The following is a 17,866-nucleotide window of genomic DNA, read 5'->3' as shown; positions in this document are numbered from 1 at the left end:
CTCGTTCAGCGTTCCCGCACGGCCCGGGCGCTCCAGCGACCCTGGGTGTGGTCGACGGCGATCCGATGGTCGAAGGCCCGGCTGATGACCTCCGACGTCACCGTCTGAGCCGCCGTTCCGGAGGCCACCACCGCGCCGTCGCGGATCACGAGTGCGTGGCTGGTGGTCTCGGGCAGCTCCTCCAGGTGGTGGGTGACCAGCACAGAGGCCACCTCGGGCGCGGACACCGCGAGTGCGTCGACCGTTTCGAGGAGTTGTTCCCTGGCGGCGACGTCGAGGCCGGTGGTCGGCTCGTCGAGCAGCAGGAGTTCGGGATCGCTGATCAGTGCGCGCGCGATCAGCGCCCGTCCCCGTTCGCCCTGCGACAGCGTGAGCCAATCGGAGTCGGCACGCGCGCTCATTCCGACGTCGTCGATGAGGGCGGCGGCCCTGGCCCGGTCCTGCGCGGACGGCACCCACCGCATCGGCAGATCGATGGTTCCGGTGACGCCGGTGAGGACAACCTCGGTCACGGTGAGTCCGGTCTGCAGCCGATGACGCGGGTTCACGTGGCCGATGTGGCGGCGCAGTTCGGCGGTGTCGACGCGACCGAGGCGCTTACCCAAGACGTCGACGGTGCCCGTCGTCGGGTGCGTCTGAGCAGCGCAGAACCCGACGATGGTGGTCTTGCCCGCTCCGTTCGGGCCGAGCAGCGCCCAGTGCTCTCCCGCATGCACGGTGAAGTCGATGCCGTGCAGGATCTGCCGGCCGTTGCGGCGGAAGGTGACGGCGTCGAGCCGCAGAACCTGTTGTGCGCGTGTCACGCGAGTGCCTCCTTGAGTCCGTCCAGATGGGTGCGTGCCGCGGTTGCGGCGTCGGCAGGTCGCCTCGCCGCCACGGCGTCGACGATGTCGGCGTGGGCGCGATGGTCGATGTCGGTGTCGAACTCTCGACGGATCCGCAGCAAGTCGACCATCGCGACGCGCACCCGCGGGGTCATCGCGTCGAACAGTGCGGTCAACACCGGGTTCCCGGCGGCGGAGACCACCGCCCGATGGAAGTCGATATCGGCCGCGACGCGGTCCTCGATTCCGCTCCGGCTCTGTTCGCGCTTCTCGAGCGCCGCACGCATGGCGCGCAGCTGCGCCGGAGTGCGGCGCCGTGCCGCCAGCGCGGCGGCTTCGGTCTCGATCGCGGTGCGCGCCTCCAGCACTGCGACGACGTCCGCCCTGCGAAGGACGTCGTCCCAGTTCTCCGGCACGTCGACTGCGGCGACGAAGACGCCGGCGCCCTGGCGTGACGAGAGGACGCCGCGCCCTGCCAGCTGGCGCACCGCCTCCCGCACGGTGGATCGGCCGACCCCCAGCTGGACCGCCAGCGTGCTCTCGCCGGGAAGCTTCTGGCCCAGTGTCCACTCCCCGGCGCGAATGCGCTCGAGCAGTACCTCGGCGGCCTGATCGGCCAGCGGCGTTCGCCGCACCTGTGCGGGCATGACCACTCACTCCTCTACTTGTCTGATGAGTTGTGTTAGATTCTAGCGCCATGCAGAACCTCGCTTCCCTCCGACTCATCAGCCACGGAGAGTCCTGATCCGCAGACCGGCGACTCCCCGTGGGCCCCGACGCCGGTCTGCACCCGACTTCTGCGAAAGCGAGATCCCATGTTCACCGAATCCGAATCCCCCGCGTCCCGGCCCGACGCCTTCGGCTCCATCAGCACCCCTGCCGGGCCGATACCCGACCAGTCACCCTCATGGAACCGCCAGCGGCGATCCCAGATGCCCTCGCACCGGTACCGCGACGTGTACCGTCGCGTCGAGGTTCCGCTGACGACGCGCCGGTGGCCCGAGGCTCGCCTCACGTCCGCGCCGCTGTGGGTTCCGGTAGACCTGCGCGACGGCAACCAGGCACTGCCGGAACCCATGAACCCGGCACGCAAGCGCCAGCTGTTCGAATTGCTCGTCGCCATGGGCTACAAGGAGATCGAAGTCGGCTATCCCTCGGCGTCGGCCACCGACTTCGATTTCGTCCGGCAGATCGCGGAGACCGATCTGGCCCCCGACGACGTGACGGTGGTCGTCTTCACTCCGGCGCGACGGGATCTGATCGAGCGGACCGTGGAGTCCATCCGCGGGATCGACAATCCCGTGGTGGTGCACATGTACACCGCCACGGCACCCGTCTGGCGCGACATCGTGTTGAGACAGTCGCGGTCGGAGCTGCTCGAGACCGTTCTGGGCGGCGGCCGGGACGTGTTGGAATTCGCCGGCGACCTGCCGAACGTCCGTTTCGAGTTCTCCCCCGAGGTCTTCAACCTCACCGAGCCGGATTTCGCGCTCGACGTCTGCAACGCGATGACGCGGCTGTGGGACGCCGCTCCTGATCGTCCGGTGATCCTGAATCTGCCTGCGACCGTGGAGATCGCGACGCCGAACGTCTACGCCGACCAGATCGAGTACATGCACCTGAACCTCGAGCGTCGGGAATCGGTGATCCTGTCGGTGCACCCGCACAACGACCGCGGCACCGGAATCGCGTGCGCGGAACTGGCGGTGCTGGCCGGCGCCGAACGCGTCGAGGGATGCCTGTTCGGCAACGGCGAACGGACCGGCAACGTCGACATCGCCACCTTGGCCCTCAATCTCCACGCACAGGGCGTCGACCCGATGATCGACTTCTCGGACATCGACGAGATCCGCCGAGTCGTCGAGGAGGCCAACCAGATCGAGATCCATGCACGCCACCCGTACGTCGGCGACCTGGTGCACACGGCATTCAGCGGCACTCATCAAGACGCCATCGCCAAGGGATTCGCCGACCACCGACGCCGGTCCGCCCATGCCGGTCACGCCGAATCGGAGATGCCGTGGGACGTGCCCTATCTGCCGGTCGACCCGGCCGACCTGGGCCGCACGTACGATGAGGTGATCCGGGTCAACTCGCAATCCGGCAAGGGCGGTATCGCGTATCTGCTGGCAGCCGAGTTCGGCGTCGAGTTGCCACGCCGCCTTCAGATCGACTTCGCACGCGTCGTGCAACGGCACACGGACACCGAGGGCCGCGAAGTCGACGCGGAGACGCTCTGGACGCTGTTCTGCGCGGAGTACATGCCCGCAGACGGCGCCGCGGACAGCACCTCAGCGCGCGCGGACGCCATCGAACCTCTGAGCCGTCACCGGAGCGCGATCACGGCGCCGGAACGCGGACGCTTCCTGACCGTTCTGGAGTGGCGGCGCGGGGACGACTGCGGCTGGTCGGCAGGCATCGGGGCGTCGGAGGACGAGGCCGATCGGGCGGCGTCGGCCGCCGCCCGCAGGCACTGAGCGGCCCTGCGTCAGTCCGCGTCGACACCCTGGCGCTCGAACGCGTCGTTGAACGCCCGCAGCTGAGCGAGCAGAATCGCGGGATCGCCGGGAGCGAGATCGGCGAAGACGCGATTGAGCCGATCGGCACGTCGTCTACCGTCGTGTTCGAGCGCCTCCATCCCCGCCGCGGTGGGCCGGTGCATCCGACTGACCTGCCCGTCGACGGGGAAGCGCTCGACGTATCCGCGCTTGATCGCCGCGTTGACCTGCCGGTTCACCGTCGACTGCTCCAGCGCGAGATCGTGGCTCAGTTCACGCAGAGTCCGCGCGCGGCCGTCCGACAGCAGCCAGAGGATATGAAACGCGGATGCGTCCAGAATCGCCTTCGGGTCGACCTCGTCACGTCTGCGACGCAACCGCAGGAGTTCTTCGACCACGTCCCGATGCACCTGGGACGGCCAGGTGGGCTCGCCTCCGTCTACCGTTCTCACCTCGTTCTCGACTGGACCGCACACAGCCCCGAGTTTGGGGTGTGCACGACGCATATGTACCTTACATAGGTTGTTCTCGCATGCTCCGCACTGAAACGAAGGCCTCTGAATGTCCTCCCCCTCCGGCACGGCGGATCCGACCGCCGACGATGTGAACCCCGCGCCCGCGCCGGCCGACGCCCCTGCCGCCGCAGCGTCGGACGAAACCGCAGGCGACCGCGGTGCACTCGGTATCGTCATCACCCTCTGTCTGGGCGGTCTGGTCGCATCCCTGATGCAGACGCTGATCATCCCGGTTCAGCCCGAACTACCGCAACTGCTGCACACGTCCATCTCGAACGCGTCGTGGGTGATCACCGCCACGCTGCTCGGCGGCGCCGTGGCTATGCCGATCGCGGGGCGCCTCGGCGACATGTACGGCAAGCAGCGCGTGATTCTCGCCAGCGCGCTGCTACTCGTCGTCGGCTCGCTGATCTGCGCCATCGGCGGCACACTCGTTCCGATGCTGATCGGACGCGCCGTCCAAGGCATGTCGATGGGCTTCATCCCGGTCGGCATCAGCCTGATGCGGGAGGTGACGCCGCCGCGTCTGACCTCGATGGCGGTGGCCGCGATGAGCGCCACGCTCGGCGTCGGCGGCGCCATCGGACTTCCGGTGTCGGCCTGGGTCGCGCAGACCTGGGACTGGCGGGCGCTGTTCTGGGCTTCGGCGGGACTGGCATTGCTGATCACCGTCCTGGTCGTAGTCATCGTGCCGAACGTCGCCGACAGTGCCGGTGGACGACTGGACGTAGTCGGCGCAGTCGGAATGGCGGCCGGTCTGTGCAGCGTCCTCATCGCCGTCTCGAAGGGTAAGGACTGGGGCTGGGCGTCCGGCGCCACCCTCGGCTTCCTCGCCGCCGGCGTGGTCGTGCTCCTGGCGTGGGCGATGTTCGAGTTGCGGCACAGTGATCCGTTGGTCGATCTGCGCACGACCGCCAAGCCGACGGTGCTGCTGACGAATCTGGCGGCGATCGCCATCGGATTCGGCATGATGGCGCAGGCGATCGTGGTTCCGACGATGCTCGAGGTGCCGGATTCGGTCGGCGGCTTCGGGCAGACCATCTTGCAGACCGGTCTGTGGATGGCTCCGGGCGGCATCATGATGATGCTCTTCGCCCCGATCTCCGGCATGCTCATCAACCGTCTCGGCCCGAAGCTCACGCTCGCGATCGGCGGCGCGGTCCTCTGTGTCGGCTACCTCACCGCGTACTTCCTGATGAACGCTCCCTGGCAGCTCGCCGTGGCTTCGGTGATCGGCTCGGCCGGCGTGGGCATCGGCTACGCGGCGATGCCCACGCTCATCATGGGCGCGGTGCCGATCACCGAGGCCGGGGCGGCGGTGGGACTCAACGGCCTGATGAGGTCGGTCGGCACCACCCTGTCGTCGGCGGTGATGGCGGTGGTTCTGGCTGCGTCGACCATCGATCTCGGTGGCGGTCACCAGGTTCCGACGCACTCCGCCTTCCGCTGGTGCTTCCTCATCGGGGCGGCCGCGGCCTTCGTCGGTGTGCTCATCACGCTGGCGATTCCGCGCGCCCGGGCGCGCTCAGCGGAGCTGGCGGTGGCCTGAGGGATTGGCGTTCACCCCTCGACGACACCGCCCGTCCCGTTCAACCGAGCGGGGCGGGCGGTGTTCCGTCTCCGAAGGGTCGGCCACCGAGCGCCTCCCTGCCGTGCGGTTCGGCCCAGTTCGACAGATCCGGACCCTTCGGCACGATCCCGGAGGGGTTGATGTCGCGATGCACCTGGTAGTAGTGCCGTTTGATGTGGTCGAAGTTCGTGCAGTCACCGAAGCCGGGAGTCTGATAGAGATCGCGCGCGTATGCCCAGAGCACCGGCATCTCGGAGAGCTTCTCGCGATTGCACTTGAAGTGGCCGTGATACACCGGGTCGAACCGCGCGAGCGTCGTGAACAGTCGCACATCCGCCTCGGTGATGGTGTCTCCGACCAGGTATCGCTGGGTGCGCAGCCGTTCGGTGAGCCAGTCGAGCCGGGAGAAGAGTTGGTCGTAGGCGTCGTCGTAGGCTTCCTGTGAGCCGGCGAAGCCGCACCGGTACACGCCGTTGTTCACGTCACGGTAGACCACCGCGTTCACCTCGTCGATCTCGCGGCGAAGGTCCTCGGGGTACAGCCGGGGCGCCCCGTCCCGGTGGAAGTCGACCCACTCGGTCTCGAAGTCGAGAGTGATCTGCGGGAAGTCGTTGGTGACCACCGCTCCGCTCGGGACATCGACGACTGCCGGGACGGTGATGCCCTTCTCATAGCCGGGGATCCGCCGGAAGTACGCGTCCTGCAGCCGCGGTATGCCCAGCACCGGATCCACCCCGCCCGGATCGAGGTCGAAGGTCCACGACCGCCAGTCGTGCGTCGGACCGCACACACCCATTGAAATCGCGTCTTCGAGACCGAGCAGCCGGCGCACGATGATCGACCGGTTCGCCCACGGACAGGCGTATGAGACGACGAGCCGGTAGCGCCCGGCCTCCACCGGGTAGCCGTCGGCGCCGTCGCGCGTGATCCGGGTCTCGATGTACCTGGTGTCTCGTTCGTACGGCTGATCTGCCTTGACGTACTTCTCGTGATCTCCCGGGCGGTTCTCAGTCATCTATCCAGCATGGCACCGAACAGGCGTCACATGCTTTCGAACGCGCGACCGAGTTCGGCGTCGACGTCGATGAACCGGGCCTTGCGGATAGCCGGCTTGTCGATCTCGGTCTCCACGAACTTCGCGATGACCCTGCGGATCTCGTCGTCCACCTGAGCCAGATTGCGAATGATCTCGCCCCGGACGTTCCGCGAGCTGACGTCGACGAACACGTCGCGCGGTCGCGGTGGGTCCACCTCTATCCGCACCTGCAGCGGCGCCGCGCACCGGACCGTCAGCGGCAGTGTCACCAGACCGTCGACGTCGTACCGGATGCGGTCGACCTTGAGATCCACCGTCAACGCGATGTGCAGCGGCAGCTTGACCGTGAAGGTGATCAGCTGCCCGAGATCACGGACGATCTCCGGTTCGGCGACGCGCACCATCGCCCGCACTTTCACCACTCCTGCCGGTCCCGACCCGATCGGGCCGACCTCGAACTCCTCGCCCGCGATCGAGGTGAACGCGCTGCCGATCCGTTCCTCGGTGACGGCGAGCTCGAAGAACCGTCGACCGAACTCCTCGTACGACAGGTATGCGGGCTCGACGTCCGCCGCGGACCCATCGTCGGTCCCGCCGGCGCCGAGCGCGGCCTCCATCGATTCGACGGCTTCGACGACATCGGCCGCGTCGGCATCGACGACGCGGTCGTCCAGTTCGCCCGCCTCGGACGGTTCAGGGACGGCGTTCTCGTGGTCTGGGTTCTCCGACACGGCATTCATCCTTCCCTATTGGGCCAGAGGTTCGTAGCCGCAACCGTCCACGTGTGCACGCACATGGCACGGCGGCCGACGAGACCAGGTCAGCGGCTCGCTGCGTCGGGGAGCCTGGGCGGGCACGCCGTTCCGGGCAGCGCCGCCAGTTCGAAGTGCCACCACTCGTTGTCGTACACCCGGCACAGGCCCCAGCGGATGCCGTTGGCCTGCAGCCAACGCGCGCCCGACCGCGGTCCCACATCGACGGCCTCGCCCGTGACGTGGGTCGACTCATCGGGCGGCAGTACCCAGCGGCGCGCGGCGGCGGCACTGCCGTAGTCGGCGATGCCCTGCCGCCACAGTGCCGCCTGCTCCGCGCGCGAGCGCTTTCCGGACGTCACCGACAGCGCCACCCCGGAGGCACGCGCCTCACGGTGCGCGAGCGTGTAGGCGATCGCCAACTGCGGCGTGAGTCCGGCGGTGCCGGGGGCCAACGACACGCCGAGGAAGTTCGCCCGGGCCGTCGCCGGATCGGCATGGGCGGCCGGCGCGACCGCCGCGGATGCGGCGATCGCCAGGGCCGCCGCAGCAGCGGTCACTCGCACTCGGATCACGGGGTCGAACCTACTACGGACCCGGTCGGCATGCGAGACGTCGACCTCCGACGGACCGGCCGACACGCCGATCAGCGTGCGTATCGGGGTACTTGCCCTCGAACCCGGCAGCTGCGACGGTTGACCGATGACAGGTTCGCCGCGCCAGGCCCGTGATCGTCGTTCCTTCACTCGCCGCCCCGTCAGCGGACGCCGCCGTGTCGCCGCGGTCACCGCCGTCCTGGCGGTCGGCGCGGCGGCAGCCGTCCATCCGGCCGAGGCGTCGGCGGCGCCCGCCGCCGCCTCGGCCCTCACACCGCACGACGTCGCCAGTGCTCCGTACGGCGCGCTGTTCTCGATGGGTGTCCCGGTGTACGAGCGCGTGAGGTTCATCCGCGAGCCGGGGGCGCACAGCCGGACGATGATCATGCAGCGGTTGCATCGTCCCACCGAAGGCAAGCGCGGCAGCGCCCGCTACGCCTTCCTCGGCGACCGGCTTCCCGAATCATTCCTGGTGAGCGAGGACTGGAGTCGAAACGGAACGCCTCAGGGCTTGGTGGTCCCGATGACCCGCAAGTCGCGCGGACGACCGCCCACCCCGAAGTATCAGTCGATCACCACCGTCACCGGACCGGTCGGCGAGCTCCGCGCGATCGGCTGGTCGCACCGCTACTCCGACTGATCTCACCGATTCGAGATCAGCGGCACCAGTTGTTCATCGTCGGTCCAGGCACCGTGATGACCGGCCATCGTCGACTCCATGGGCTCAGCGGTGGGACAGACGAGGACGCTCGTTCCTCGCGCCACCGCCAGAACGTCACCGATCCGGGACTCGATCGTCGGCACCGGAGGCGTGGGACCGAACCAGTGTTCGTCGAGCGCCTGCTCGCGAGTGACGATGCGGGCGTGCTCGCCGAGTGCCCCGGTCCATCGATCGGCCACGTCACGCACGGCGTCCGGATAGTCGGAGTAGACGTGCCGCACTCGGGCTTCGCCGGAGACCAGGCGGACATCGCGGCGCAGTTCGGGATCCGCCTCGAGGTCGATGGCCGCCCCCGCACGAATCATGCCGTGATCGCCGGTGATCAGCAGGGTGCACGTCGGGGGCAGGTCGTCGATCAGCTGTGCGACCATTGCGTCGACCGCGCCGAGCACGGCGCGCCACTGCGCCGACTCCGGCCCGGCGACGTGCCCGTGCATGTCGAGGTCCGGGAAGTAGGCGTAGGCGAATCGGCGCCCGCGATCGGTGTGCCGGGCGAAATCGAGGAGTCCGTCGCGCACGGAGTCGAGATCTGACGCCGGGTGGAGTCGTCCGGCCGTTCGGAACGCCGCCCGCGTCAACCCCGAACGCATCTGATAGCCCGGCACCACGTAGTGGACCTCGACACCGCTCCGAGCCAGCCGCTGCACCGAACTCTCCACGGGCTGAACGTCTTCCGGCACATGTGTGGTTCTCGCATCCGGCCCTTCGGCGCTGCCGGTCCGCCAGCGCAGCGCGTTGAAGTTCTCCGGTCCGGCGGCGGAGGGCAGCGCGAAACTGTATCCGATGATCCCGTGTGTGGCACAGGGTGCTCCGATCGCCAGACTCGAGATGCTCGAGGCCGTCGTCGCGGGGAACCCGGCTGCCAACGTGGTCCGCAGGTGCGCCGTCAGAGTCGGTGCCACGTCGCCGTGCCGCCGCAGGAGTTCGGCTCCCAGTCCGTCGATCAGGAGGACGGCGATGTCACGAGCCGGGGCCACCTCGAGCCCCTCGGTCTCGGCGCCGTCGAATGCGGCGGACACCGCGGGCAGGATGTCGGCGAGGGTATGACGCATGGCTCCCACTATGCCGGGCGCGGTTCCCGACTACGGTGGAGTCCATGGCGCCGCGCCCCGAATCCGCGCCCGATCGGGCGGCCAGTGCCCGCACGTTGACCGCGTTGGACGATCTGGTCGCACAGTGCCGGGCCTGTCCGCGGCTCGTCGCCTGGCGCGAAGAGGTCGCCACCGTCAAACGCGCGGCCTTTCGCGACCAGACGTACTGGGGTCGCGCCGTTCCCGGTTTCGGACCGGACGACGCACGGATCCTCGTCGTCGGGCTGGCTCCGGCCGCGCACGGCGCCAATCGCACCGGCCGGATGTTCACCGGCGACCGCAGCGGCGATTTCCTGTTCGCCGCACTGCACGCCGTCGGACTCGCGTCAGCGCCGCGTGCGGTATCCGCCGACGACGGCCTGCGGCTCATCGACACCCGGATCACGTCGCCCGTGCACTGCGCTCCGCCGGCCAACAAGCCGACGCCCGATGAACGTCGCCGGTGTGCGCCATTCCTGTCGCGGGAACTGGAACTGCTGGCACCGACCGTCCGGGTGGCGATCGCACTCGGCGGATTCGGCTGGCAGGCGCTGCTGTCGTCCCTCTCCGAGGGCGGTTGGATCGTGCCGCGTCCACGGCCGCGGTTCGGGCACGGCGTCCGCGTGGTGATCGACCATCCGAACGGCCGGCGTCTCACCGTTCTCGGATGCTTCCACGTCAGCCAGCAGAACACCTTCACCGGGCGGCTGACGCCGGAGATGCTCGAAACCGTGTTGCTGGACGCGAAGGCCGCAGCCACGCCGCCGGGCTCGACGGCACCGATAACGTCGAGGACATGACCACCGATCCCGAACCCGTCGAACTGTGCTGTCAACTCTGGGCCCGGCCCGGCCTCGCCGCCGATCTGTCGGCCTATGAAGACGAGGTCCTCGCCCTGCTACCCGATCACGGCGGGGTGCTTCTCGCTCGCGCGCTCGGTTCCGGCACCGCCGACGTTCCCGACGAGACGCAGCTGATCGGTCTGCCCGATCAGGCGGCCCTGGAGGCCTACCTCGCAGATCCGCGCCGGACGAGCCGGAGCGCCGAGCGCGATCGTGTCGTCGAGCGCACCGTGCTGTTCCCGGTCCGAGTCGTGACGCCGCACTGACGGTCACCGCATCGCGTCGGACGCCCTCGAATCGAGCAGATCGCGCAGCGCGTCGATCGTGTCCGCCTCGGCGGCGGGCTTGGCGTCGGCCCCGACGCGATAGCGTTTCACCCGCGCGAACCGCAAGGCGACCCCGCCCGGATAGCGCGATGACCGCTGCACGCCGTCGATCGCGATCTCCACCACCGTCTCCGGCCGCAGCGCGGTGACATGGCCCGCAGTGTCGACGGCGATCGTCGGAAAATGCGCGGTCTGCCATCGCAGCAGCTCGTCCGTGAGTCCCTTGAAGGTCTTACCCACCATGACGAATCCACCGGGCGGACCGAATCGCCCCGCCGGATCCCGCGCGCCCAGATGCAGGTTCGACAGCATCCCCCGCCGCCGTCCCGATCCCTGTTCGACGGCGAGCACGACCAGATCGAAGGTGTGCACGGGCTTCACTTTGATCCAGTGACTGCCACGGCGCCCGGCCGCGTACGTCGAGTCGAGCGACTTGACCACGACCCCCTCGTCGCCGGTGCCGACCGCCGCGGCGAAGAAGTCTTCGGCGAGGTGGCAGGCGGAGGGACCGGTCACCTCGATCCCGCGGATCATCCGCTCCCCGACGATCTCGGCCAGCACCCGCCGCCGACGCCGCAGCGGTGAGTCGATCAGGCTCTCGCCGCGGGCGTAGAGCACATCGAAGAACCACGCCGACAATGCGGTGCCGCCGCCGGAGCCGAAGCGACTCATCGTCTCCTGAAACGGCCGCGCCGCACCCGAGGGATCGAGAGCGAGTGTCTCGCCGTCCAGGACCAGGTCGCCGCCGGGGAACTCGGACACCAGTTCGGCGAGTTCGGGGACCCGGGAGGTGACGTCGGCCAGACTGCGCGTGTAGACGGTGACCGCGCCGCCGACGCGATGCACCTGGATCCGGGCGCCGTCGAGTTTCGCCTCTACGGAGGCCTCCCCCGTTTCGGCGACCGCGGCCGACGCGGACTCGGCCGTGGAGGCGAGCATCGGCGAGACCGGGACTCCCGGCGTGAGGCCGACTGCGGTGAGGTCGGATCCCGCACACGCCTGACGGACAGTGGTACCGAGGTCCCCGGAGAGCATCGCCGCCCGGCGCACCACTGCGGTCGGCAGACCGGCCGCGATCGCGGCCGCATCGGTGACCACGCTCTCGAGCGCACCCGTCCGCATCTCGGCGGTGAGCACCCGGATCAGATAGTCCTGTTCGTCGGCGGTCGCACGCGACATCAGGGCGTGCAGTGCCTCCGCCCGGGTGCGCACCGCACCGGGACCGCGCGTGTTCGCCAGCGTCGTGAACGCCGCGTCCACATCGCTCACGGTGAGCGACGGGGTCGCCGCCGGTTCGGTGCGAGCGGCATGAGCGGCACGCCGCCCGACTCCGAGCCGGCCTTGACGCGGGCGGCCCAGCAACAGTCCGACGGCCGCTGGAATCTCATCGGCCGACAGCGCTCGGAGAAGATCGGCGATCCGCTGTGTCTTGGCGTTGCGAGACCTCGTGGCGGTCACGTCCGCGGCCGTCTGCACGACGGCGTCGAGTCCTGTGCGTTGCTGTCGACTTGCGGTCACTCCACCGAGGATAGTGGGGCGCGCCCGCCCGCGGAGGTGTCGCGCACCGTCAGAACAACGGACCGGTGTTGCGACGAGCAACCCGCTGTGACGCGGAGATATCCGCACGACCACGCGGAGATCTACGGTGTGAGGATGGATCCAGTGCTGGCCGCGGGCGCGGTCATCGTCGACGACGGCGGACGAATACTGATGGTCAAACGCGGTCACGCACCGGAGAAGGGACGTTGGTCGGTACCGGGCGGACATGTCGAGGCCGGCGAGACCCTCGCCGAGGCGGCCGCACGTGAGGTCCGGGAGGAGACCGGCCTCGAGGCGGTGATCGGTAGGGAACTCTGGTGCGCGATCATCGATTACAGCGACGCGGAGACCTTCGAGATCCACGACTTCGCCGCGACGGTGATCGGCGGCGAGCTGCGCGCGGGCGACGACGCCGAGGACGCACGATGGATGACCGCTGACGAACTCGAACGTGCACCGCTCGTCGGCCGGCTCCGCGCGCATCTGCGTGCCGCCGGAATCCCACCCTCGGACCAGGTGGCGCCAAAGGGTCCCAGCTGATCGGCCGGCGGGGTTTACTCCCCCTATGAGCCTCCGACCGCGAGCCCCGGCGCTGCTACTGGCAGTGCTGATCGCGGCAGTGGCAGTGGTGGGCGGATGCGGCGGTCCCGACGGTGGGCGTAGCGGCGAAGGCGTGCTCCGAGTGGGAACCGAGGGCACCTATGCGCCGTTCAGCTTCCACGACCCCGCGACCGGTCGACTCTCCGGCTACGACGTCGACGTGGCCGAGACCGTCGCGCATCAGATGGGCATGCGGGCCGAGTTCGTGGAGGCTCCCTGGGACTCGCTGTTCGCAGCACTCGGCGCGGATCGATTCGACGTGGTCGCCAATCAGGTCACGATCACTCCGGAGCGGCGAGCCGAGTACGCGTTGTCCAGCCCGTACGCCGTCGGCGAAGGGGTGGTCGTGACACGGGCGGACGACTCGTCGATCCGGTCGTTGAACGATCTGAGGGGCCGCACCGTCGCCCAGACGGCGACGAGCAACTGGACTCAAGTCGCTCGCGACGCGGGTGCACAGGTGCAGACCGTCGAGGGTTTCACCCAGGCGATCACACTGCTTCGGCAGGGCCGGGTCGACGCGACGGTCAACGACAGCATCGCCGTGTACGCGTATTTCGCCGAGACCGGCGACTCGTCGGTCAAGATCTCGGCCAAGACCGGGCAGACGAGCGACCAGGCCTTCGCCGCCGCCAAGGGCAGTCCGCTGATACCGAAGATCGACCACGCGCTCGACCGTCTGCGGGCCGACGGCACGCTCACGGCGATCTCAGAGAAGTCCGGGCTCGCGGAGAACCCGATTCTCTCGCGACTCGCGCGGATCTACGTCTCGATCATCCGGGGCACCCCGCTGTTGGTCCAGCTGTTCATCATCTTCTACGCGCTGCCCGAGCTCGGATTCAAAGTGCCGCCGCTGCCTGCCGCCGCGATCGCTTTCTCGCTCAACGTCGGCGGGTACGCCGCCGAGATCATCCGCAGCGCGATCATGTCGGTTCCCAAGGGCCAGCGCGAGGCCGCCGCGACCATCGGCATGAACTACGCGACCACGATGCGCCGCATCGTGCTCCCGCAAGCGGCGCGGATCGCGGTTCCCGGTCTGTCGAACACGCTCATCTCACTGGTGAAGGACACCTCACTCGCCTCCACGATCCTGGTGACGGAGCTCCTGCGCGTCGCGCAGATAGCCGCCGCGCCCACCTTCGAGTTCTTCGCCCTGTACATGACCGCCGCGGTCTACTACTGGATCGTGTGCCTCGTGCTGTCGATGCTGCAGGGCGTCCTCGAGACCCGTCTCGGAAGGTTCATCCCGACATGACCGCACTCATCCAGGTCGATGGTCTGACGAAGGCCTTCGGTGACAACGAAGTGCTGCGCGGCATCGAGTTCAGCGTCGACTCCGGGTCGGTCACCGCGGTGATCGGCCCCTCCGGATCGGGCAAGACCACCCTTCTGCGGTCGCTCAATGCGCTCGACGTACCGGACACCGGTGTGATCCGGGTGGCCGACGTGACGATCGATTTCGCCGGCGACTACGCCAAGTCCGACATCGCCCGCTATCGGAGCCAGAGCGGATTCGTCTTTCAGAACCACAACCTGTTCCCCCACAAGACGGTCTTGGAGAACGTCATCGAGGGACCGGTGGTGGTGCAGCGACGGCCGGTGGCGGACGCGACCGCGGATGCGCGGCGGTTGCTCGACAGCGTCGGCCTGGGCGACCGGGCCGACGACTACCCGGCTCAACTGTCCGGCGGTCAGCAGCAGCGGGTGGGGATCGTGCGCGCCGTCGCGATGAATCCGAAGGTGCTGCTGCTCGACGAGCCGACGTCGGCACTCGACCCGGAACTGGTCGGCGAGGTCCTGCGGGTGATCCGCGACCTCGCGGCACAGAACTGGACCATGGTCGTGGTCACGCATGAGATCTCGTTCGCCCGCCAGGTGTCCGACCAAGTGTTGTTCGTCGACGGCGGCGTGATCGTGGAGCGCGGTCCACCGGAGCAGGTCATCGGCGCTCCCGAGCACGAGCGGACAGCTGCCTTTCTGCGTCGTCTCACCGACCCGATCTAGATCCGGCAGCGGTCAGGCCGGCGCCACCCGAGCGGCGCCGGTGTACACGTTCATCGAATCGCCGCGGAGAAAGCCGATGAGCGTGAGTCCCGACCGCTCGGCGAGTTCGGCGGCCAGCGAGGACGGGGCCGACACCGCCGTGAGCATCGGGATGCCGGCCATCACCGCCTTCTGCACCAGTTCGAAGCTCGCCCGGCCCGACACCTGCAGAATGGTTCCGCGCAGCGGCAGCCGGTCTCGTGTCAGCGCCCACCCGATCACCTTGTCGACGGCGTTGTGCCTGCCGACGTCCTCTCGCAGGGTCAGCAACTCACCCGACTCGGCGTCGAACAGCGCCGCCGCGTGCAGTCCGCCGGTGCTGTCGAAGGCTCGCTGTCCGGCGCGCAGACGTTCCGGCAGTTCGACGAGCAGCGACGGTCGCACCGTCGTCTCGTCTCCGCGCAGGTCGAACGCCGACGAGGTCTCCACCGCGTCGATGCTCGTCTTGCCGCAGATTCCGCATGCGCTGGTGGTCAGGAAGTCGCGCGCGGTGGCCGGTCCGGGCGGCGGGGTGTCCGCGGAGAGTGCGATGTCGAGCACGTTGTACGTGTTCTCCGTGCCGCCGGTGCCCGGCCCGCCGCAGTGGATCGCGGCCCGGAACTGCTCGGCACGGGTGATGACCCCTTCGGAGACGAGGAATCCCGCCGCGAGTTCGACGTCGGTGCCCGGTGTCCGCATCGTCACCGCCAGCGGCAGTCCGCCGATCCGGATCTCGAGTGGTTCCTCCACCGCGAGTCGGTCGGGACGACGCCGCGGCTCGTGTCCGATCCGCACCTTCGTCACCGGCCATCGGGCGGTAATCCTTCCCACCTCCGCCAGGGTATCCGCTGGGCCGGCCGATAGAGTCCCCACCGTGCAGACCCGTCCCGATCCCCTGCCTCGTGTGCCGCCGAGCGCGCTGGTGGTCGCTGCGGTGTTCAGCGTCCAGTTCGGCAACGCGATCGTCGGTTCGCTGTTCGACCGGGTGGGACCGTTCGGCGCCGCCGCCCTGCGACTCGGGTGCGGCGCGCTGATCCTGGCCCTTCTCGTCCGGCCACGGGTGCTGAGCTGGCCGCGGCGCACGTGGCTCGGCGTGCTGCTGCTGGGTCTGGGCCTGGGCGGAATGAACCTGTTCATCTATCTGGCGATCGATCGCGTTCCGCTCGGCGTCGCGGTTACCGTCGAGCTGATGGGACCGTTGGCCGTCGCCGCCGCGGGCAGCCGGCGCCTGATCGACGCCCTGTGGGTCGCACTCGCCGCGCTCGGGATAGCGATGCTCGGCGTGCACGGCGGCGCTGCCTTCGATGTTCGGGGAGCAGGATTCGCGGCGATGGCCGCCCTCTGCTGGGCCGTCTACGTCGTGGCCTCGGCCCGACTGGGAACCCGGGTGCACGGCGTCGACGGCCTGTCGGCGGCCATGCTGGTCGCGGCTGGGGTGATCGTCCCGATCGGACTGTTCCAAGCGGCGCCCGCGGTCGCCGACGACCCGGGCCTGCTCGCGGCGTTCGGCGGCGTGGCCGTGCTGACCTCAGTGATCCCCTACGCCCTGGAGTTCACCGCACTCAAACGGATGTCGACGCGTGTGTTCGGCGTGCTGTCGAGTCTGGGCCCCGCGGTGGCCGCTCTCGCCGGCTTCGTGGTTCTGGACCAGTCGCTGGACTCACGTCAGCTCGTCGCCATCGCACTCGTCGTCACGGCGAGCGCGGGCGTTGTCCTCACAGCCGCGCGGTGAGTGTCTCAGCGGGATGTGGTGACGGCCGAAGCGTCACGATTGAGCCGCAGCACCAGCGCGACGATCAGCGGCAGCTGACACGCTGCGTAGATGATGTGGAAGACGTAGTGCACGTTGGGATTCTGCGGCGCTGAGACTGCGTTGCTCTGCGGTATGAGGCCGATCAGTGATGCGACCACCAGGATCCACGCCCAGATCAAGAGCAGCCAGCTCGACGCGGCACGAGCTCGTGGAACGAAGCCCAGCAGTCCGAGACCGAGGTAGACCGCGGTCGGAAACATGTTGGTGACGCTGAGCAGAGGCGTGGCCGGCATGTCGACGCGGTCGTGAATGAGCACCCCCGCCAGCGCGACGGCGGCGAATGCCAGGACGAGCACGTCGTCGCGCCTCGCGATGCGCCGATCCACCTGCGCCGACTTCGCTGTCCGCGTCCGCACCGCCACAAGAACCCACCTTCACTCCCTGCAGTGATGCCGATCCCTCGACCGCACTGGAGACTTCACCCCAGGACAAGGTAAGTGCATGAGAGCGGCAGAAATCTAGGGACCAAAGTAATCAGCCGGCGAGGAAATGTCGGGACATTCGGATTGCTCGACCGCTTTGCGCACTGTTCAATGTCCTCGTGTCATTTGAACGTACGACAAGAATCAGAATCGTCGCGATCATCGCAGCCGTCGGATCACTCCTCGGTTCGCCCGCCACCGCGTCGGCCGCGCCGGCGCGCACGTGCGTCGTCGATCCGGGGAACGCCACGCGAACGGTCACCTCCCTGATGGAACACTGCACCGCCGAGGAGATCCTCGGGTTGTTCGCCGATGCGCCGCTGGGCGTTCGTCCCCTCGGGAAGAAGAAGCTCTCCCTGCTCCCGGTGTTCCAGCTTCGGGGCCGGACACTGCCCCATGAGGCGGGGAAGACCCTCACTCGCACCCAGAGCGTCCTCGGGGACGCATTGACCTTCACCGAACGGGGCGGGCGCCCCTGGGTGTACAAGAACTACGTCTGGGGCACCGACGCCGGAGCCGAGGTGGTTCCCGCCGTCTCGCGCGTCGACGGTCGGCCGGTCTACGCCGCGGACTTCTCGGCTGATTTCCTCGGTGAGCCGGTCAGCCTCCATGAGTACCGTCAGCTCACGCCGGGTGTGTGGATCGCCCGCGACATCGGCGGCGGCAGCGGCCCCACCTCGACGCCGACGGGCGGGGTCATCGCGCTGAGCTGACCGGCCG

Annotated in this window: 20 protein-coding genes; 10 read left to right on the top strand and 10 right to left on the bottom strand. The window is 68.7% G+C overall.

The annotated features are described in order from the left end of the window. Positions 1 to 5 precede the first annotated feature (5 nt). Together ACE11G_RS07995 and ACE11G_RS07990 are read right to left on the bottom strand one after the other, a co-directional pair. Positions 6 to 803: an ABC transporter ATP-binding protein gene (locus tag ACE11G_RS07995; RefSeq protein ID WP_006895095.1), complete on the bottom strand. Its 798-nt coding sequence runs from the start codon at positions 801 to 803 to the stop codon at positions 6 to 8. Next, positions 800 to 1,471, bottom strand: coding sequence for a FadR/GntR family transcriptional regulator (locus tag ACE11G_RS07990; RefSeq protein WP_375004003.1), 672 nt, complete (start codon positions 1,469 to 1,471; stop codon positions 800 to 802). The genes ACE11G_RS07995 and ACE11G_RS07990 overlap by 4 nt, the downstream gene beginning before the upstream one ends. 285 nt (positions 1,472 to 1,756) lie before the next feature. Here ACE11G_RS07990 and ACE11G_RS07985 point away from each other — a divergent pair, with 285 nt between their 5' ends. Then, entirely contained in the window at positions 1,757 to 3,301 is a 1,545-nt protein-coding gene (locus ACE11G_RS07985) for a 2-isopropylmalate synthase (protein ID WP_222111441.1), read from the top strand. Between the two features lie 11 nt (positions 3,302 to 3,312). Here the strand turns inward: ACE11G_RS07985 and ACE11G_RS07980 are convergent, their stop codons facing one another. Beyond that, positions 3,313 to 3,828 (bottom strand): MarR family winged helix-turn-helix transcriptional regulator, encoded by a 516-nt coding sequence (locus ACE11G_RS07980; RefSeq protein WP_082084014.1) that lies wholly within the window; start codon positions 3,826 to 3,828, stop codon positions 3,313 to 3,315. Positions 3,829 to 3,883: 55 nt separating this feature from the next. Between ACE11G_RS07980 and ACE11G_RS07975 the strand changes: the two genes are divergently transcribed. Beyond that, positions 3,884 to 5,386 carry an MFS transporter gene (locus tag ACE11G_RS07975; RefSeq protein WP_375004002.1) on the top strand — a complete coding sequence of 501 codons (1,503 nt, stop codon included), beginning with the start codon at positions 3,884 to 3,886 and terminating at the stop codon, positions 5,384 to 5,386. A gap of 40 nt (positions 5,387 to 5,426) precedes the next feature. Here ACE11G_RS07975 and ACE11G_RS07970 read toward each other — a convergent pair whose 3' ends face one another. The 3 genes from ACE11G_RS07970 to ACE11G_RS07960 all read right to left on the bottom strand — a co-directional run bounded on the left by ACE11G_RS07970 (position 5,427) and on the right by ACE11G_RS07960 (position 7,770). Then, positions 5,427 to 6,422, bottom strand: coding sequence for a glutathione S-transferase family protein (locus ACE11G_RS07970; RefSeq protein WP_006895103.1), 996 nt, complete (start codon positions 6,420 to 6,422; stop codon positions 5,427 to 5,429). Between the two features lie 26 nt (positions 6,423 to 6,448). Beyond that, on the bottom strand, positions 6,449 to 7,183 hold the full coding sequence (locus ACE11G_RS07965; RefSeq protein ID WP_006895104.1) for a hypothetical protein: 735 nt from the start codon (positions 7,181 to 7,183) through the stop codon (positions 6,449 to 6,451). Positions 7,184 to 7,263: 80 nt separating this feature from the next. Beyond that, a complete protein-coding gene (locus tag ACE11G_RS07960; protein ID WP_082781327.1) occupies positions 7,264 to 7,770 on the bottom strand; it encodes a M15 family metallopeptidase in 507 nt (168 codons plus the stop codon). Positions 7,771 to 7,897: 127 nt separating this feature from the next. Here ACE11G_RS07960 and ACE11G_RS07955 point away from each other — a divergent pair, with 127 nt between their 5' ends. Continuing rightward, positions 7,898 to 8,431, top strand: a complete 534-nt coding sequence (locus ACE11G_RS07955) for a hypothetical protein (RefSeq protein ID WP_062367692.1) — start codon at positions 7,898 to 7,900, stop codon at positions 8,429 to 8,431. Positions 8,432 to 8,433: 2 nt separating this feature from the next. Here the strand turns inward: ACE11G_RS07955 and ACE11G_RS07950 are convergent, their stop codons facing one another. Beyond that, positions 8,434 to 9,564, bottom strand: a complete 1,131-nt coding sequence (locus ACE11G_RS07950; protein ID WP_375004001.1) for an alkaline phosphatase family protein — start codon at positions 9,562 to 9,564, stop codon at positions 8,434 to 8,436. 44 nt (positions 9,565 to 9,608) lie between these two features. Between ACE11G_RS07950 and ACE11G_RS07945 the strand changes: the two genes are divergently transcribed. Further along, the gene (locus ACE11G_RS07945) at positions 9,609 to 10,382 is read left to right on the top strand and encodes a uracil-DNA glycosylase (RefSeq protein ID WP_062367690.1); all 774 of its coding nucleotides are present in this window, start codon (positions 9,609 to 9,611) and stop codon (positions 10,380 to 10,382) included. Then, positions 10,379 to 10,690 (top strand): hypothetical protein, encoded by a 312-nt coding sequence (locus ACE11G_RS07940; RefSeq protein WP_039866854.1) that lies wholly within the window; start codon positions 10,379 to 10,381, stop codon positions 10,688 to 10,690. Before ACE11G_RS07945 ends, ACE11G_RS07940 begins: the two co-directional genes overlap by 4 nt. A gap of 3 nt (positions 10,691 to 10,693) precedes the next feature. Here ACE11G_RS07940 and ACE11G_RS07935 read toward each other — a convergent pair whose 3' ends face one another. Next, entirely contained in the window at positions 10,694 to 12,268 is a 1,575-nt protein-coding gene (locus tag ACE11G_RS07935) for an ATP-dependent DNA ligase (RefSeq protein ID WP_062367689.1), read from the bottom strand. A gap of 135 nt (positions 12,269 to 12,403) precedes the next feature. Between ACE11G_RS07935 and ACE11G_RS07930 the strand changes: the two genes are divergently transcribed. Genes ACE11G_RS07930 through ACE11G_RS07920 form a run of 3 tightly spaced genes read left to right on the top strand, consistent with a single transcriptional unit; the run spans position 12,404 to position 14,893 of the window. Next, entirely contained in the window at positions 12,404 to 12,829 is a 426-nt protein-coding gene (locus ACE11G_RS07930; protein WP_062367723.1) for an NUDIX hydrolase, read from the top strand. A gap of 25 nt (positions 12,830 to 12,854) precedes the next feature. Continuing rightward, positions 12,855 to 14,144, top strand: coding sequence for an ABC transporter permease subunit (locus tag ACE11G_RS07925; protein ID WP_375004000.1), 1,290 nt, complete (start codon positions 12,855 to 12,857; stop codon positions 14,142 to 14,144). Next, positions 14,141 to 14,893: an amino acid ABC transporter ATP-binding protein gene (locus ACE11G_RS07920; RefSeq protein WP_375003999.1), complete on the top strand. Its 753-nt coding sequence runs from the start codon at positions 14,141 to 14,143 to the stop codon at positions 14,891 to 14,893. The genes ACE11G_RS07925 and ACE11G_RS07920 overlap by 4 nt, the downstream gene beginning before the upstream one ends. 12 nt (positions 14,894 to 14,905) lie before the next feature. On the opposite strand, the gene fdhD is transcribed toward ACE11G_RS07920, so the two are convergent. Beyond that, entirely contained in the window at positions 14,906 to 15,742 is an 837-nt protein-coding gene (gene fdhD / locus ACE11G_RS07915; protein WP_278123836.1) for a formate dehydrogenase accessory sulfurtransferase FdhD, read from the bottom strand. Between the two features lie 43 nt (positions 15,743 to 15,785). Here fdhD and ACE11G_RS07910 point away from each other — a divergent pair, with 43 nt between their 5' ends. Then, positions 15,786 to 16,643, top strand: a complete 858-nt coding sequence (locus ACE11G_RS07910; protein WP_278123837.1) for a DMT family transporter — start codon at positions 15,786 to 15,788, stop codon at positions 16,641 to 16,643. Positions 16,644 to 16,648: 5 nt separating this feature from the next. Here the strand turns inward: ACE11G_RS07910 and ACE11G_RS07905 are convergent, their stop codons facing one another. Next, a complete protein-coding gene (locus ACE11G_RS07905; protein ID WP_101841566.1) occupies positions 16,649 to 17,086 on the bottom strand; it encodes a hypothetical protein in 438 nt (145 codons plus the stop codon). 179 nt (positions 17,087 to 17,265) lie between these two features. Between ACE11G_RS07905 and ACE11G_RS07900 the strand changes: the two genes are divergently transcribed. Then, positions 17,266 to 17,859: a hypothetical protein gene (locus ACE11G_RS07900; protein WP_039866858.1), complete on the top strand. Its 594-nt coding sequence runs from the start codon at positions 17,266 to 17,268 to the stop codon at positions 17,857 to 17,859. Positions 17,860 to 17,866 lie beyond the last annotated feature (7 nt).

Source organism: Gordonia sp. PS3 (assembly GCF_041950545.1).
Lineage (GTDB): Bacteria > Actinomycetota > Actinomycetes > Mycobacteriales > Mycobacteriaceae > Gordonia > Gordonia sihwensis.
This window is presented reverse-complemented; position numbering and strand designations above follow the sequence as displayed.

Excerpts from the sequence above, each read along its gene's own strand:
- ACE11G_RS07970 (WP_006895103.1), bottom strand. The coding sequence starts at position 6,422 with ATGACTGAGAACCGCCCGGGAGATCACGAGAAGTACGTCAAGGCAGAT.
- ACE11G_RS07940 (WP_039866854.1), top strand. The coding sequence starts at position 10,379 with ATGACCACCGATCCCGAACCCGTCGAACTGTGCTGTCAACTCTGGGCC.
- ACE11G_RS07925 (WP_375004000.1), top strand. The coding sequence starts at position 12,855 with ATGAGCCTCCGACCGCGAGCCCCGGCGCTGCTACTGGCAGTGCTGATC.
- ACE11G_RS07980 (WP_082084014.1), bottom strand. The coding sequence starts at position 3,828 with ATGCGTCGTGCACACCCCAAACTCGGGGCTGTGTGCGGTCCAGTCGAG.
- ACE11G_RS07930 (WP_062367723.1), top strand. The coding sequence starts at position 12,404 with ATGGATCCAGTGCTGGCCGCGGGCGCGGTCATCGTCGACGACGGCGGA.
- ACE11G_RS07990 (WP_375004003.1), bottom strand. The coding sequence starts at position 1,471 with ATGCCCGCACAGGTGCGGCGAACGCCGCTGGCCGATCAGGCCGCCGAG.
- ACE11G_RS07965 (WP_006895104.1), bottom strand. The coding sequence starts at position 7,183 with ATGAATGCCGTGTCGGAGAACCCAGACCACGAGAACGCCGTCCCTGAA.
- ACE11G_RS07950 (WP_375004001.1), bottom strand. The coding sequence starts at position 9,564 with ATGCGTCATACCCTCGCCGACATCCTGCCCGCGGTGTCCGCCGCATTC.
- ACE11G_RS07985 (WP_222111441.1), top strand. The coding sequence starts at position 1,757 with ATGCCCTCGCACCGGTACCGCGACGTGTACCGTCGCGTCGAGGTTCCG.
- ACE11G_RS07920 (WP_375003999.1), top strand. The coding sequence starts at position 14,141 with ATGACCGCACTCATCCAGGTCGATGGTCTGACGAAGGCCTTCGGTGAC.
- ACE11G_RS07975 (WP_375004002.1), top strand. The coding sequence starts at position 3,884 with ATGTCCTCCCCCTCCGGCACGGCGGATCCGACCGCCGACGATGTGAAC.
- ACE11G_RS07945 (WP_062367690.1), top strand. The coding sequence starts at position 9,609 with ATGGCGCCGCGCCCCGAATCCGCGCCCGATCGGGCGGCCAGTGCCCGC.
- ACE11G_RS07955 (WP_062367692.1), top strand. The coding sequence starts at position 7,898 with ATGACAGGTTCGCCGCGCCAGGCCCGTGATCGTCGTTCCTTCACTCGC.